13 protein-coding genes are annotated in these 14,643 nt (G+C 59.4%); 5 read left to right on the top strand and 8 right to left on the bottom strand.

The genetic code is table 11. The features are described 5' to 3' along the window. Position 1: 1 nt before the first annotated feature. From ACZ9DP_RS35235 to ACZ9DP_RS35260, 6 genes are all read right to left on the bottom strand, one after another. The gene (locus ACZ9DP_RS35235) at positions 2 to 877 is read right to left on the bottom strand and encodes a phosphotransferase (protein ID WP_476205143.1); all 876 of its coding nucleotides are present in this window, start codon (positions 875 to 877) and stop codon (positions 2 to 4) included. A gap of 69 nt (positions 878 to 946) precedes the next feature. Next, positions 947 to 2,023: an ABC transporter ATP-binding protein gene (locus tag ACZ9DP_RS35240; RefSeq protein WP_074066184.1), complete on the bottom strand. Its 1,077-nt coding sequence runs from the start codon at positions 2,021 to 2,023 to the stop codon at positions 947 to 949. 23 nt (positions 2,024 to 2,046) lie between these two features. Then, positions 2,047 to 3,120, bottom strand: coding sequence for a Gfo/Idh/MocA family protein (locus ACZ9DP_RS35245; RefSeq protein WP_476205145.1), 1,074 nt, complete (start codon positions 3,118 to 3,120; stop codon positions 2,047 to 2,049). Between the two features lie 18 nt (positions 3,121 to 3,138). Further along, complete coding sequence (locus ACZ9DP_RS35250) at positions 3,139 to 4,017, bottom strand: carbohydrate ABC transporter permease (RefSeq protein ID WP_372415170.1); 879 nt, start codon at positions 4,015 to 4,017, stop codon at positions 3,139 to 3,141. A gap of 1 nt (position 4,018) precedes the next feature. Continuing rightward, a complete protein-coding gene (locus ACZ9DP_RS35255) occupies positions 4,019 to 4,981 on the bottom strand; it encodes a carbohydrate ABC transporter permease (protein ID WP_039843468.1) in 963 nt (320 codons plus the stop codon). A 5-nt stretch (positions 4,982 to 4,986) separates the two neighbouring features. Then, positions 4,987 to 6,273, bottom strand: coding sequence for an ABC transporter substrate-binding protein (locus ACZ9DP_RS35260; RefSeq protein ID WP_476205147.1), 1,287 nt, complete (start codon positions 6,271 to 6,273; stop codon positions 4,987 to 4,989). Positions 6,274 to 6,480: 207 nt separating this feature from the next. Here ACZ9DP_RS35260 and ACZ9DP_RS35265 point away from each other — a divergent pair, with 207 nt between their 5' ends. From ACZ9DP_RS35265 to ACZ9DP_RS35285, 5 genes are all read left to right on the top strand, one after another. Then, on the top strand, positions 6,481 to 7,158 hold the full coding sequence (locus tag ACZ9DP_RS35265; protein ID WP_074066179.1) for a TetR/AcrR family transcriptional regulator: 678 nt from the start codon (positions 6,481 to 6,483) through the stop codon (positions 7,156 to 7,158). A gap of 132 nt (positions 7,159 to 7,290) precedes the next feature. Continuing rightward, the gene (locus tag ACZ9DP_RS35270; protein ID WP_476205148.1) at positions 7,291 to 8,439 is read left to right on the top strand and encodes a Gfo/Idh/MocA family protein; all 1,149 of its coding nucleotides are present in this window, start codon (positions 7,291 to 7,293) and stop codon (positions 8,437 to 8,439) included. A 1-nt stretch (position 8,440) separates the two neighbouring features. Further along, positions 8,441 to 9,604: a dihydrodipicolinate synthase family protein gene (locus ACZ9DP_RS35275; protein ID WP_476205149.1), complete on the top strand. Its 1,164-nt coding sequence runs from the start codon at positions 8,441 to 8,443 to the stop codon at positions 9,602 to 9,604. Between the two features lie 27 nt (positions 9,605 to 9,631). Continuing rightward, on the top strand, positions 9,632 to 10,462 hold the full coding sequence (locus tag ACZ9DP_RS35280; protein ID WP_476205150.1) for a sugar phosphate isomerase/epimerase family protein: 831 nt from the start codon (positions 9,632 to 9,634) through the stop codon (positions 10,460 to 10,462). A 37-nt stretch (positions 10,463 to 10,499) separates the two neighbouring features. Continuing rightward, entirely contained in the window at positions 10,500 to 11,774 is a 1,275-nt protein-coding gene (locus tag ACZ9DP_RS35285) for a Gfo/Idh/MocA family protein (RefSeq protein ID WP_476205152.1), read from the top strand. 2 nt (positions 11,775 to 11,776) lie between these two features. On the opposite strand, the gene ACZ9DP_RS35290 is transcribed toward ACZ9DP_RS35285, so the two are convergent. After that, on the bottom strand, positions 11,777 to 12,787 hold the full coding sequence (locus ACZ9DP_RS35290) for a hydroxyacid dehydrogenase (RefSeq protein WP_476205154.1): 1,011 nt from the start codon (positions 12,785 to 12,787) through the stop codon (positions 11,777 to 11,779). After that, positions 12,784 to 14,637 (bottom strand): DUF2264 domain-containing protein, encoded by a 1,854-nt coding sequence (locus ACZ9DP_RS35295; protein ID WP_476205155.1) that lies wholly within the window; start codon positions 14,635 to 14,637, stop codon positions 12,784 to 12,786. The genes ACZ9DP_RS35290 and ACZ9DP_RS35295 overlap by 4 nt, the downstream gene beginning before the upstream one ends. Between the last annotated feature and the right edge of the window lie 6 nt (positions 14,638 to 14,643).

Genomic DNA, 14,643 nt, shown 5'->3' on the forward strand with positions numbered 1-14,643 from the left:
ATTACTGGTCCTGTTCAAATGCCTTGTAGGCACGCTCGAAGCGCGCGAGGTTTTCGACTGTGTAGGCCGCATAATTAAAATCGATGGTCGAATGGATCTCGGAGACCATGCTCCAAAGCGTTTCGCGGAGCAGAGATGAACATTTCATGGCGCTATAGCGCTGCCAGAGATCCCGCGTGAGCGGCCGGCCGAAATAGGTTTCCAGCATTTGCCGCTCGGCACCTTCCGAAAACTCGTTGTTCGAGGCGAGGCCGCCGAGATCAAAGAGCGGCGTGTTGAAACCTGCGTAGTCCCAATCGATCAACCAAAGACGCTTGCCGTCATCAAGGAAGTTCGCGGCGAGAAGGTCGTTATGGCCGAAGGCGATATCGAAAGGCCCGGCGGTCTGCTCGAGGCGTTCGGCCTTTTCGAGCAGCGCGGGAAGCATCGGCGCATAGTCGCTTTCTGCGGCAATCAGAGTGGCCGCATAGTCGCGGATGACATGGAAGACCCAGAAGATCATCGCCTGGCCACGGAAATGAAGGGCGATGTCATGATGGCAGGCGCGAACCAGTGGCACGATGCGTGCGAGCATTTGCGCATCCTGGATGTCTTGCGCCGTCAGAGCCCGCGCCTCGATGAAATCGAGGACGAGCACGCCGGGCTCATGATGGATGACAGCAGGCGAAAGCCCGGCAGCGTGGGCTGCCTGGCTCGCTGCAAGCTCGTTCTGGCGACTGATATGATGAACCGGGATATCGGCGCCGAGGCGCACGACGCGGCGCGATATGCGATCGGTTACGAGATAGTTCCGGTTGGTAATGCCGCCGGCAATCGGTGCGATTTCGATCGGGCCTTGCCAGATGCCGAGTGCATGAATCCTATCTTCAGGCGTCACGCTTTCCCCCTCGCAACCCACCTGCAAAGGATGGGCCAGAGCAGGCTTGGCTGTCAAGCAGAGCAGGCTTTATATCGTGGCGCCCGAAGCATCGAAAACATGACAGCGGGCGGGGTCGAAGGACGCCGTCACATTCGTGCCGCGCTCAACCTTCTGCTGACCGTCCAGAGCCACCGTCAGGTGCTGGCCGTCCGGCGTCTTCGTATAGAGCATGGTGGCGCCGCCAAGGTTTTCGACCAGGTCGATGTCGACGGTCGCAAGTGCAATGCCGCCATCGGCCACGGACAAGTGTTCCGGACGGATGCCGAAGGTAACCTCCTGATCGGCCGAACCTTTCAAGCGACGTGGCAGGCGGATTGAATTGCCGCAGACATTGATCGTCGTGTCGCCGTCATTGACGCGCTCGATCTTCGCCTTCAGGAAGTTCATCTTCGGACTGCCGATGAAGCCTGCGACGAAGCGATTTGCCGGATGGTTATAAAGGTCGAGCGGAGCGCCGACCTGCTCGATGCGGCCCGAATTCAGCACCACGATCTTGTCCGCCATGGTCATGGCTTCGACCTGATCGTGGGTGACATAGATCATCGTGTTGCCGAGATTACGGTGCAGGCGGGAAATTTCGACGCGCATCTGAACACGCAGTTCCGCATCAAGGTTCGACAACGGCTCGTCGAAGAGAAAGATGCGTGGCTCGCGCACGATGGCGCGGCCGATCGCGACACGCTGGCGCTGACCGCCGGACAGGGCCTTCGGCTTGCGCTCCAGAAGCTTCTCGATCTGCAGGATTTCAGCGGCGCGGCGCACCTTCGGTTCGATCTGGGCCTTCTTGTATCCAGCCGTCTCAAGACCAAAGGCGAGGTTCTTGTAGACCGACATATGCGGATAGAGCGCATAGGACTGGAAGACCATGGCGATGCCGCGCTTGGCAGGCGCCACTTCGTTCATGCGCTCGTTGTCGAGCAGCAGGCCGCCGCCTGAAATCTCCTCGAGGCCGGCGATCATGCGCAACAGCGTGGACTTGCCGCAGCCGGACGGACCGACGAAGACCACGAACTCGCCGGGATCGATCGTGAGGTCGATGCCATGGATGACATCCAGCGACCCGTAGCGCTTCTCGACCTTCTGAAGAACGACACTTGTTGCCATCTTCTAAAACCTCTCCTGGTCCGTTATCTCGTTTTTGCACGCCAGTCGGCGTATTTAGGGCTGTCGCGACCGATGGGCAGCGCTATGTCCGCGCCGCTGTCGGACGATTGATAGATTGCTGTTACCAGTTCCAGCGCACGCCGGGCATCGGCGCTGGTGACCGGCAGCGGACCATGACCGCTGAGGTAATCATGAAAGCGGGCCATTTGCGTGTTGAACCGCGACGCAACTGGTCGCCAGTCGCCAACCGCAGCGTCGATCCTTGCCTGCACTTCGTCATTTGCGGCGATGATCTGCCACGGCCCCTTGCCCGGCGCGTAGGGATCGTGGTTGCTTTCGAAAGTAACGTTCTCGAAATGCAGCCGCAGCCGGCTGATCTGCTGCTGCGAACCCAGCGTGCAGGAAAGCGAAACGAAGGCGCCGTTCTGCATCTGAAGGCTGACGGAGGCGCAATCTTCCACCTCGATGTTATTGACGCGCGTGGCAACCCTGCCAAAAACGCGGGCGGCCGGACCTGCGAGGTGGAAGAGCATATCGTGCAGGTGCAGCGCATGCGTTACGAGTACGCCGCCGAGTTCAGTCGCCCATTTGCCGCGCCAGGGAACCGCGTAATATTCGGGCTTGCGCAGCCAAAAGGTCTCGACAGCGCCCATGTAGAACTTGCCGGCTATGCCTGCGTCGATGATGTATTTCGCCTTCTGGATGCCATCGCCATAGCGATACTGAAAGATCGGCATCAAAGCGCCCTTGGCACTTTTTTCAGCCTCCACGATCTCATCAACAGCGGCGAGGGAGCCGGTGAGCGGTTTTTCGCAGACGACATGCTTGCCCGCCGCAAGAGCTGCCACGACCTGTTCACGATGAATGCCGGGTGGCGTGCAGATGTCGATGATGTCGATGCCGTCGTCGCCCAGAAGCTCCGTAAAGGAGGTCGTACGCTTCTCAATTCCAAACTCGTCGCCGACGGCTTTCAGGCGCTCCTCATTGAGATCGCAGATGGCTGCGACCCTGAACTTATCCGGATGCGGCAGGTAGCCCTCGACGATGTGAGAACGCCCGATACCGCAGCCGACGATGGCAACAGTCTTGATGCTCATGTCACTTTCCCATCCGCATCAGCGCTTCATGCCGGTCGTGGCGATGCCTTCGATCAGCAGGCGCTGGAAGAAGAGGAAGAAGAAGAAGACGGGCACGAGCGAGAGCGTCGACATGGCGAATAGGCCGCCCCAATCCGATGCACTGGTCGAGTCGACGAAGGTTCGCAGACCGAGCTGGATCGTGTACGTGTTCATGTCATTCAGGTAGATCAGCGGACCGAAGAAATCGTCCCAGGTCCAGATGAAGGAGAAGATTGCGGCTGTCGCCAACACCGGCAGCGATAGCGGCAGCATGATCTTCCAATAGATGCGCCAAGCGCTGCAGCCGTCCATCATCGCGGCCTCATCCAGTTCGCGCGGAATGCCGCGGAAAAACTGCACCATGAGGAAGATGAAGAAGGCGTCGCTTGCCAGGAACTTCGGCACCACCAGCGGCAGGATGGTATTCACCCAGCCGAGGTTCAGGAAGAGCACATATTGCGGGATCAGCGTCACGTGATAGGGGATCATCAGCGTGCCGAGCATGATCGCGAACCAGAAGTTCCGGCCAGCAAAGCGCAGGCGCGCAAAGGCGAAGGCAGCGAGGGAACAGGCAATGACATTGCCGACCACCGTCAGCACCGAGATCACCAGCGAGTTCCAGAAGAACCGACCGAAGCTGACATCGAGGCCGACCCATCCACGAAGATAGGATGAGAAATCAATGGACGATGGAAAAATCGACGTTGACGTGAAGATTTCGTTTTCCGGCCGCACCGAAGCCGAAACCATCCACAGCAACGGATAGAGCATCAGGAGCGAGCCGCCGATCAGCAGGGCATGGACCAGGATCGAGCCCGGCAGGCTACGCTTGTTGACGTCCGAGGGCGGCTGCGGGGCGGTGACAATGGCAGTCATCTCAGTCATCGTAGTGCACCCAGTAACGCGAGGACAGGAACGAGAAGGCGGTGAAGATCGCGATAATGATCACTAGGATCCAGGCAAGCGCCGAGGCATAGCCCATGCGGAAGTTCCCGAAGGCTTCCTGGTAGAGATAAAGCGTATAGAACAGCGTCGAATTGATCGGGCCGCCGGTGCCGCCGGAGATGATGAAGGCGGGCGTGAAGGCCTTGAAGGCGTCGATCGTCTGCACGACGGCGTTGAAGAAGATGACCGGCGTCAGAAGCGGCAGCGTGATCTTGTAGAACTGCCGGAACTTCGAGGCGCCGTCGAGACTGGCGGCTTCGTACATGTCCTGCGGGATCTGACGCAGACCGGCAAGGAAGATGATCATCGGCGAGCCGAACTGCCAGACGCTGAGCGCAACCAGCGTATAGATTGAATAGTTCGGATGCGAAATCCAGCTCGGTCCCTGAATGCCAAATTGTGCAAGTGCCGCATTGACCAAGCCGTCACCGGCAAAAAGCTGGCGCCAGAGGACGGCGATCGCCACGCTCGCGCCGAGCAGCGAGGGCAGATAGAAGATAGCGCGATAGATTGGTAGGCCTTTGATGCCCCGGTTCAACGCCAGGGCAACCATCAGCGCAAAAGCAAGCTTGAAGGGCACGGCCAACATCACGTAGGTCAGTGTGACCGACATCGCCGAGGCGAATTTCGGATCGGCAGTGGCGATGCGCACGTAGTTTGCCGCGCCCACCCAGCCCGGCGACCTCAACATGTCGAAGTCTGTGAAGGATAGGTAGAGCGACATCAGGGCAGGTCCGAACGTCAGCCCGAAGAAACCCAGAAGCCAGGGCAGCAGGAAGAGATAGCCTGGAGCATTGGCATTCCACAGCCGCCTGAACCGGCTGTCGGCCACCGCCCCCCGATACCGTTCTACCGTCGCCGCCTCTGCAGGCATCGTGCGCATCGCATTATTCATATGGATCAGCCCCGCGCGAGAATGCTCGTAAGTTCGTCCACGAGCTGCTTGGCGCCGTCTGCCGCTGTCAACTGCCCGAAGCCGACCTGCTCAGAGATGTTTCGAAGCGTGAACTCGCCCTCACCGGCACCCGCAGGCGGCGGTGGCGGCAACTTGCCGGCGAGATCGCCGAGGCCGGAGACGTATTCCAGCGGCACTTTGCCGACAGCGTCGAGCTTGGCTGCCACGACCTCACGCATCGCTGCCGATTCCGGAATGCCGCGTTCAACACCCAGCGCCAGCGCGGCATCCGGGTTCGTGACGAAGAAGTTCACGTAATCGACTGCCTGATCGACCACTTTCGACTGAGCTGAAACCGAGAAGAACATCGAAGGCTTGCGGTAGTGGCCGCCCTTCGAGTCCTTTGTCACTCGCATGTGGTTTGCCAGAGTGAGCTTGTCCTTGTTCATCTGCTGATATGCCACGAATTGGTTCGAGTGCGCGAAACCAGCGGCAGACTTGCCAAGGGTCAGCGTATTGGTCTCGATGTCGTTCTTGTCCAAAGCCTGAATGTCAGGCGGAACGCATGCACCGCTTTCACGGAACTTGTTCCACATATCAAACCATTCGGATGCCTCTTCGACGCCAAAGCCAATCTTCGCATCAGCAGTATAAAGCGCCTTTCCGCGTTGGCGGAGGTAGTTTTCGAAAAGCGGCTCCCCACCACTGCCATCGGCCATTCCGAACATGCCTTTACGCTTGCCGGCCTTGGTCAGTTCGGCTGCCATCTTGCCAAACTCTTCCCAGGTCGTTGCCTTGGTCGGAAGATCGATGCCCGCTTCCTCGAACGCGGTCTTGCTCAGCATGGTTGCCGCCGAATTCGCACCCAGACTCACGCCATAAAGATGTCCATCGACGCTGCCGCCCTCGATCTGCGCCTTGTCAAAGTCACCTAGATTGAGCTTCGACGGCATGTAGGAATCGAGAGGCGCAAGTGCGCCGCGGCGTGCATACTCGACGATGTAACGGTAATCCATCTGGATAACATCGGGGGCATTCTTGCCAGCGACCTGCGTCGCGAGGCGAGGCCAGTAATCACCCCAACCGAGATACTCGCCGGTTATCGACGTACCCGGATTCTTCGCTTTGTAGAGTTCCGATACCTTGTTGGTGCGGTCTGCACGTGGCTGGGATCCCCACCACAGCAGGCGCAGGCGTGTATCCTGCGCAAAGGCACTGGAACCCAGTGCCGAAAGCGAGAGAAGCGTTGCCCCGCCCGCCATGAAGTTACGTCTGCTTACGCGTAGTGTCATCTGTTTTTCCTCCTCCCTTGGGGAGCGCCTCCACACGCTCCTTGCTGGTTTCTCTTGCAACAAATAACTAATTGGTTACAAGCTATGGACAAGCATCGGGCCTGTCAAGCGGTGATAATTTCGCGAGGTTCTCCTCCCAGATTGTCGCTTTTACAATCTCGCACCGAAGCCTTATGAGCGCAACAGAGCGTCTGGGGAGATGAGCGGATGGATAATAGCGGCGAGACCGGGGAAAAGAAAAAAGCCAAGCGGGTGGCCGGCGAACGCGTATTGCAACGCGACCCCGAAAGAACCAAGGCTGCGATCCTGGAAGCAGCTACCCGCGAATTTGCCGAAAACGGCATGGGCGGGGCGCGCGTCGACGCAATTGCCGAGCGGGCCGGCACCAATAAGCGCATGCTCTATCACTATTTTGGGGACAAGGAGCAGCTCTACCTACGTGTGCTGGAGGAGGCTTATGTCGGCATCCGTACAGCGGAGCGTGCCCTGCATATCGGCGACCGCAGCCCGGAAGAAGGAATCGGCGAACTTGCTCTCTTCACCTGGCGCTATTTCCTCAAGCATCCGGAGTTTTTAAGCCTTCTCGGTACGGAAAACCTGCACCGCGCCCGCTGGCTTCGCCAATCCGTCCGGCTCAAGGAATTGCATTCTCACCTGATCGGTGAGCTTGCGCGGGTTCTTGAGCGTGGCAAGAAGGAAGGCGTCTTCATCGAGAACGCCGATCCCCTTCACGTCTATCTGACGATCGCGTCGCTCGGATACTTCTACCTTTCGAACCAACATACGCTTTCGACGATCTTCGGGCGCGAACTGATTGAGCCCTCAAATCTCGACAGTTGGGAACAGCATATCGTCCACGTGACCCTCGCCTCGATCAAGCGCTGAAAATTCAAAATTTGAATTGACTATTGACAGCCCCGCTTCCGATCTGCCATCAAGTAACCGTTTAGTTACTGGCTTGGGAGGGCCGGGCAACGCCCGCTCCCGCCGTTCGATAATTTGGCAGGGAGAAATGAGATGGCTCGTCTGGGGATCATTTTGCACGGCGTTACAGGCCGCATGGGCTACAATCAGCACCTAGTGCGATCGATCCTGGCCATCCGCGACCAGGGCGGTTTGTTTTTGAAATCCGGCGAGCGGCTGGAGATCGACCCCATCATCGTCGGCCGCAACCGCGACAAGATGGAAGAGCTGGCGAAGAAGCACAACATCAAGCGCTGGTCGACAGATCTGGACGGAGCGCTCGCCAACCCGGACGATCAGATTTTCTTCGATGCCGGAACGACCTTGATGCGCGCCGAGCTGCTTTCCAAGGCACTCGATGCCGGCAAGCACGTCTATTGCGAAAAGCCGATCTCCGACGACCTGCAAGTGGCCATCGACCTTGCAACGAAAGCGCGAGCCTCCGGCCTCAAGCACGGCGTCGTGCAGGACAAGCTCTTCCTGCCGGGTCTTCGCAAGCTGGCGCTGCTGCGCGATTCCGGTTTCTTCGGCAAGATTCTCTCGGTGCGCGGCGAGTTCGGCTATTGGGTTTTCGAGGGCGATTGGGGCGTTCCGGCGCAGCGGCCGTCCTGGAACTACCGCAAGGGCGATGGCGGCGGCATTATCCTCGACATGCTCTGCCACTGGCGCTACGTGCTCGACAATCTTTTCGGCGAGGTGAAAGCGGTTTCCTGCCTCGGCGCAACGCATATCGGCAGCCGCGTCGACGAGCAGGGCAAGGCCTACGACTGCGATACGGATGATGCCGCTTATGCTACCTTCGAGCTTGAAGGCGGCGTGATTGCGCAGATCAATTCGTCCTGGGCCGTGCGCGTGCGCCGCGACGATCTCGTGACCTTCCAGGTGGACGGCACGCACGGTTCTGCCGTCGCCGGTCTTACGAAATGCTGGACGCAGCATCGCGTCAATACGCCGAAGCCGGTGTGGAATCCGGACCAGCCGCAAACGATCGACTTCTACCAGACCTGGGACGAGGTGCCGGATACGCAGACATTCGACAACGGTTTTAAGGTGCAGTGGGAAATGTTCCTGCGCCATGTCGCCGAAGACGCCCCATGGCCCTACGGCCTAGAGGCGGGCGCCAAGGGCGTCCAGCTTGCGGAGTTGGGCCTCAAATCTTGGGCCGAGCGCCGCTGGCTCGACGTTCCGGCATTGGAGTTCTGATATGCAGACGATCAATCTTCCCCTCGACGGCAGGATCGCCCCCTATACGCTGACCGGAACGCCAATCGAGCTCAAGAAGCGTGACGCGAAAGACTTTCCGCGCGTGGTCTTTGCCGCTGCCCATGTCGTCGCCGACCCGCTGGCGGACAACGATCCATGGCTGACGCCTGCCATCGATTGGGAACGGACCCTCGCCTTCCGCCACCGCCTTTGGGACCTCGGCCTCGGCGTTGCCGAAGCGATGGACACGGCGCAGCGCGGTATGGGACTTGGCTGGCCGGAAGCGCGCGATCTCATTCGCCGAGCGCTTGCCGAAGCACGCACTCGCAAGGATGCGCTGATCGCCTGCGGCGCCGGTACCGATCATCTGGCTCCCGGTCCCGACGTGACGATCGACACGATCATCAGGGCCTACGAAGAACAGATCGAAGCTGTCGAGGCAGAGGGCGGGCGCATCGTCCTGATGGCAAGCCGCGCGCTTGCGGCCGCTGCGAGAGGGCCGGACGATTACATCCGCGTCTATGACCGCATCCTGCGGCAGGTGAAAGAACCGGTCGTCATCCACTGGCTGGGCGAGATGTTCGACCCGGCGCTGGAAGGGTATTGGGGTAATCCGGATCACATCAAGGCCATGTCCACCTGCCTGCAAGTGATCGAAGCCAATGCCGCAAAGATCGACGGCATTAAGGTTTCCCTGCTTTCCAAGGAGAAGGAAATCGCAATGCGCCGGCAACTGCCGAAGGGCGTGCGCATGTATACCGGCGACGACTTCAACTATGCGGAACTGATAGCCGGCGACGAACAGGGGCACTCCGACGCCTTGCTCGGCATATTCGATGCGATTGCTCCGGCCGCCTCCGCCGCTATGGAAGCACTGGGCCGCAAGAGCAACCGCGAGTTCTTCGACTTGCTCGATCCGACCGTTCCGCTTTCACGTCACATCTTCAAGGCACCGACGCGCTTCTACAAGACCGGCGTCGTCTTCCTTGCCTATCTCAACGGCCTGCAGGACCACTTCACGATGATCGGCGGGCAGCAGAGCACGCGTTCACTGACGCATCTCGCGGAGCTTTTCCGGCTGGCGGACAAGGCGCGCGTTCTTGCCGATCCCGATATGGCGGTCAACCACATGAAGCGGGTGCTCGCCGTTCATGGCGTTTACTGACGCCGATCGGGAGCGGGAGGAATTCATATGCAGATCGAAGGACTTTCGATCAATCTTGCGACGATCCGTGAACAATGCGGATTTGGCGAAGCCGTCGATATCTGCCTGAAGCACGGCATCACCAGGATCGCACCCTGGCGGGAGCAGGTCGCGAAAGTTGGGCTCGCCGAGGCCGTTCGCATCGTCAAATCGAACGGATTGAAGCTGACCGGCCTTTGTCGCGGCGGTTTCTTTCCGGCGGCAAACGAGGCGGGATGGCAGAGGAACCTCGACGACAATAGGCGCGCAATCGATGAGGCTGCCGCACTCGGCGCCGATTGCCTCGTGCTCGTCGTCGGCGGGCTGCCGGGCAGTTCCAAGGACATCGGCGCAGCGCGCCAGATGGTGTTCGACGGTATCGCTGCGGTATCGCCGCATGCAGAAGCCGCCGGCATGCCGTTGGCAATCGAACCCCTGCATCCGATGTATGCGGCGGACCGAGCCTGCGTGAACACGCTCGCCCACGCGCTCGATATGTGTGAGCAGCTGGGCGAAAACGTCGGCGTTGCAATCGACGTCTACCATGTCTGGTGGGATCCGGATCTCGCCAACCAGATCGCGCGCGCCGGCCAGATGAAGCGCATCTTCGCGCATCATATCTGCGACTGGCTGGCACAGACAAAAGACATGCTAACCGACCGCGGGATGATGGGCGATGGCGTGATCGATCTCAAAGGCATCCGGCGCATGATCGAGAAGGCAGGCTTCTTCGGCGCGCAGGAGGTCGAAATCTTTTCGGCAGAGAATTGGTGGAAACGGCCAGCGGACGAGGTCATCGCGACCTGCGTCGAGCGATACCATAACTGCTGCCAAGCATAGTTCGATACATTTCAGCACGCATGAGGAGGATCATTCGATGGAGAAACGCCGTTTTGCACTGATCGGGACAGGAAATCGCGGAACCACCATGTGGGGCAAAGAACTGCTCGCCGGTTGGCGCGAACATGTCGATCTCGTCGCGATCGTCGAAAAGAACTCTCTTCGCGGCGAGCGCGCCCGCACGATGATCGGCAGCAATGCGCCGATCTACGAGGATATCGATGCGATGCTGACCGAGGTCAAACCGGACCTTGTCATCGTCTGCACGCCGGATCACACGCATGATGCGATCGTCGTGCGGGCGCTGGAGGCCGGGATCGATGTCATCACCGAGAAACCGATGACGACCGCAGTCGACAACATTCGCCGCATCATCGACGCCGAGAAGCGTACCGGCAGGCGCGTCGACGTGTCCTTCAACTACCGCTATGCGCCGACCGCAGCCAAAATCAAGGAATTGCTCAATTCCGGCGAGATCGGCCGCGTCAGTTCGGTCGATTTCCACTGGTATCTGAACACGAAACACGGAGCCGACTATTTCCGCCGCTGGCACGCCTATACCGAAAATTCCGGCAGCCTCTTCGTCCACAAGGCAACGCACCATTTCGATCTGCTGAACTGGTATCTCGACAGCGATCCCGAAGCCGTGACGTCCTTCGCCGACCTACAGAATTACGGCCGCAAGGGCCCCTTCCGCGGCCCACGCTGCAAGCTCTGTCCGCACACGCATGAATGCGACTACTATCTCGATCTGGAGGCAGATCCCTTCCTGGACACACTCTACGAGGAACCGTCGAAGATCGACGGATATTTTCGCGACGGCTGCGTCTTCCGCGAGGATATCGACATTCCGGACACGATGGTCGTCAGCATCCGCTATCGAAACAACGTGCATGTCTCCTATTCGCTGAACACCTTCCAGCCGATCGAAGGCCACCATCTGGCATTCAACGGCACCAAAGGCCGAATCGAAATCCGCCAGCATGAAGCCCAACCCTGGGAGGTGAAGAAAGAGGATGAGATCCTGCTGATCCGGAATTTCCCCAATGGGAAGGAGGCGGTCGAGCGTATCATCGTGCCGCATTCCTCCGGCGGCCACTACGGCGGGGACGACCGGATGCGCAATATGATCTTCAAACCGGACATGCAGGACAGGCTTCATCAGCGTGCGGGAACGCGTGCCGGGGCCATGTCGGTGCTTTGCGGCATTGCAGCGCTTCAGAGCTCCCGCACCGGCAAGGTCGTCAATCTCGCCGATCTGATGCCCGAGCTTGCCAATGACGACTCACCGAATTCCCGCAGGGTTGAATAGGCTCAGGCCATCTTTTCGAGATCCGCGAGGGTGACGCCGTAACGAAGCGGCTCGCCCTTTAAGAAACGTTCGATCTCGTCCACCGCCATTTCGCCGAGGCGCATGCGCTCCAGTCCGACGGCGCCTGCAATATGGGGCGTCAGGAACAGATTCGGCAGATCGTAAAAGGCCGATGAAGGCTCGGGGATTTCCGGGTCGGTGACATCGATGATGGCATCGATGCGGCCGGTTGCAAGCGTCGCCAGCAGCGCAGCTTCATCGATGATTGCGCCCCTAGCCGTGTTGATGAGCGTTGCGCCGTCCTTCATCAAAGCCAGCCTGTCCGCATCGATCATATGTTGCGTGGAAGGCAGGGACGGCGCGTGAAGCGAAATGATGTCGGAAACCCTCATGAGCGTATCCAGATCGACCTTCTCTGCTCCAAGCCCCTGGGCATCAGCCATGCTAATCGTCGGATCGAAAAGGACAAGCTGGTAGTCAAACGGCTCCAGCAACTCGATGACGCGACGGCCGATCCGCGATGCACCAATGATGCCGACTGTGCGCCGGTAGTTGCCGATCGCCAAACGCTGCATCGGATGGGTGCGGTCACGGTTGCGGTCTGCCACGTAACGGTCGCGGAAGCGGAAAACCTGTTTGCCGGCAAAGAGAATGGCTGCGAGCGTAAACTCCGCGACCGGTGTGGCATTGGCTTCCGCGGCATGGCTGACCGCAATCCCGGCCCTGAAAATCTCTTCACCGATAATGCCTTTGACGGTGCCGGCCGCATGAGCGACAATCTTCAAACGCCTCGCTGCGGCAAGCACCTCACAGCCCACCTGCGGCGCCCCCCAGCCTGTAATGAGGATTTCCGTCTCCGGGAGCACGCGCCGGGCGCGCTCATCAGAGAAATTCTGCAGCGGCTCGCGGTCGAGCAAGCGGCCGATGACTTCCAGGCGTTGAAGCAACTCATCCGACACGACATGTTCCGTGCGCTCCGGATGCATGGCAAGCGCGATGCCGGGACGGCTCATGGCATCTGTCCCGGCGCGACAATGGCGCTGACCGTCACGCCGTGTTCCTTCACCTGCTGTTCCAAAGCTCCGATGTCCGGGACAACAGGGCGCTTCACCCAAACCCCGGAAACAGCTTGCGGATCATTGACTGCGAGCACTGCCGTGATCAGCACGGTCTCACCTGCGGGGATTTCGCCGCGCAACTGCGGCACCAATGTCTTTGCAACAATGAGGTTCGTATTCGGCAAGGCCTTCTGCGCAAGGCCGGTGCGCGTCACGGTCGAGCCAAGATCGGCGATGCCGGAAAAATCACTCTCGCCGATGACATGCGCGGTACCTGCTTCTGCCGAAAGCGTATCAAGATCGAAATCCCGTTTGGCGATCGCGAAGCCTCCTTCGGACGTCTGCAGCGCACGTGGCGTATTGATCCTGTGAACGCGAATATGCCAGGGCGCTGCCGGTACGAGCCATGTTTCGACCGAGACATCCTTGAACGGCGACCACTTCGAATAAAGCACGTTGCCGGCAATCTTGGCTTCCGCATTCGTCTCGCGAACTCGGTAATGCAATCCATCGTCGCTGAAAGCCAGCGCCGAATCAAAAGCGCCGCCGGCGAAATTTCGCTCGTCGGCCTCAACACTGAATCCGTAGCGCGCTGAATATGCGAATTTTGCGTATTTTTCCGTTCCAAAACGCATCTGCAAATTTTCCTGGCCGGAAGAAAGCGCCACGACATCGCCGCCCGCCCGTATCATGACCATGCCCGGATGGCGCTGCGGGGAGACGGCGACCGCTTCCGGCGCCGTTTCCTTTGACGTCCAGAACGGATGATCTGCTGGAATTGCGAGCGGCAAGAAGGCCTTGAAAGCCCAATAGGGCGAGCCTGCAGAATTATAACTCTCCGACATCAGCAGATTGGGATAGCCGAAACCGATTGAAAGGATGCCGTCTCGGTTCGTCATCGGCTTATCCCTCCACCAGCGCAGATGCTGGAGGCAAAGATGCTTGACTTCACCCCAGGGCAAAGCTTCGAGGTCGGCGAAGGCAAGCGCCGACCAGAAACCTGCGCAGGCGAAACGGTATGTCAGGCTGCGGCCGAAGGGGATCGTCGCACCATCGGCTGCAAACCAGTTCTTGAAATCCTTCGCAAAGAGCACTGCCCGTTCGCGGTATCGCTTGGCATAGTCATCATCGACAAGCTTCGAATAAATCAGGCCGTAAAAGTGCATCGCGAAGGGAATGTAGTGATCGATACGGCGGACATTGCCGTCGCGATACCAGCCATCGCCGATATAGAAGCCCTCCAGCTCTTCCAGATATTGCCTAGTGAGGCTGCGATCGAAATCCGCACCCAATCGGTCAAGCGCGATATCGACGAAAATGCGGAAGAACTTCCAGTTGTTGTCGGCGTAGTCAAACTGGCGTGCGTGTTTGAGATAAGCGATGATGTTGTTCCGGGCATGCCCATCGAGTGGCTCCCAGATCTTTTCCGGGACAAGCGCCAGCGCAAAACCGAGCGCGGCAAGCTCCACCATGCGCTGGTCGCGGTCGTTGACCGTGCCCCAATATTCCGGATGCTGCGGGTCGGCGCCATTAGCGAGACCTTCGGCGAAACGTTCCCAATGCTCGAACCGGCCGTTTCCCGCACCCAAAGGAGCAAGACCCCACAGAGGCCGGGCGAAGCCTTCCAGATCGGCCGCGGCACGATCGAAATGCGCGCCGGCGCCATCCAGCCGCACGCGGGCATTGCCCTTCGAAAAATAGGGCAGCAGTGGATCGAAGAGATCGAGAAGCGCGCGGCCCATGTCCTCGCGGGTTTCGAGCGGGTTGCCTGCAAGCGGATTGGCGCTGGCCGGATCATAGGTCATCGGAAT

This window comes from Rhizobium sp. USDA 4016 (genome assembly GCF_056279705.1).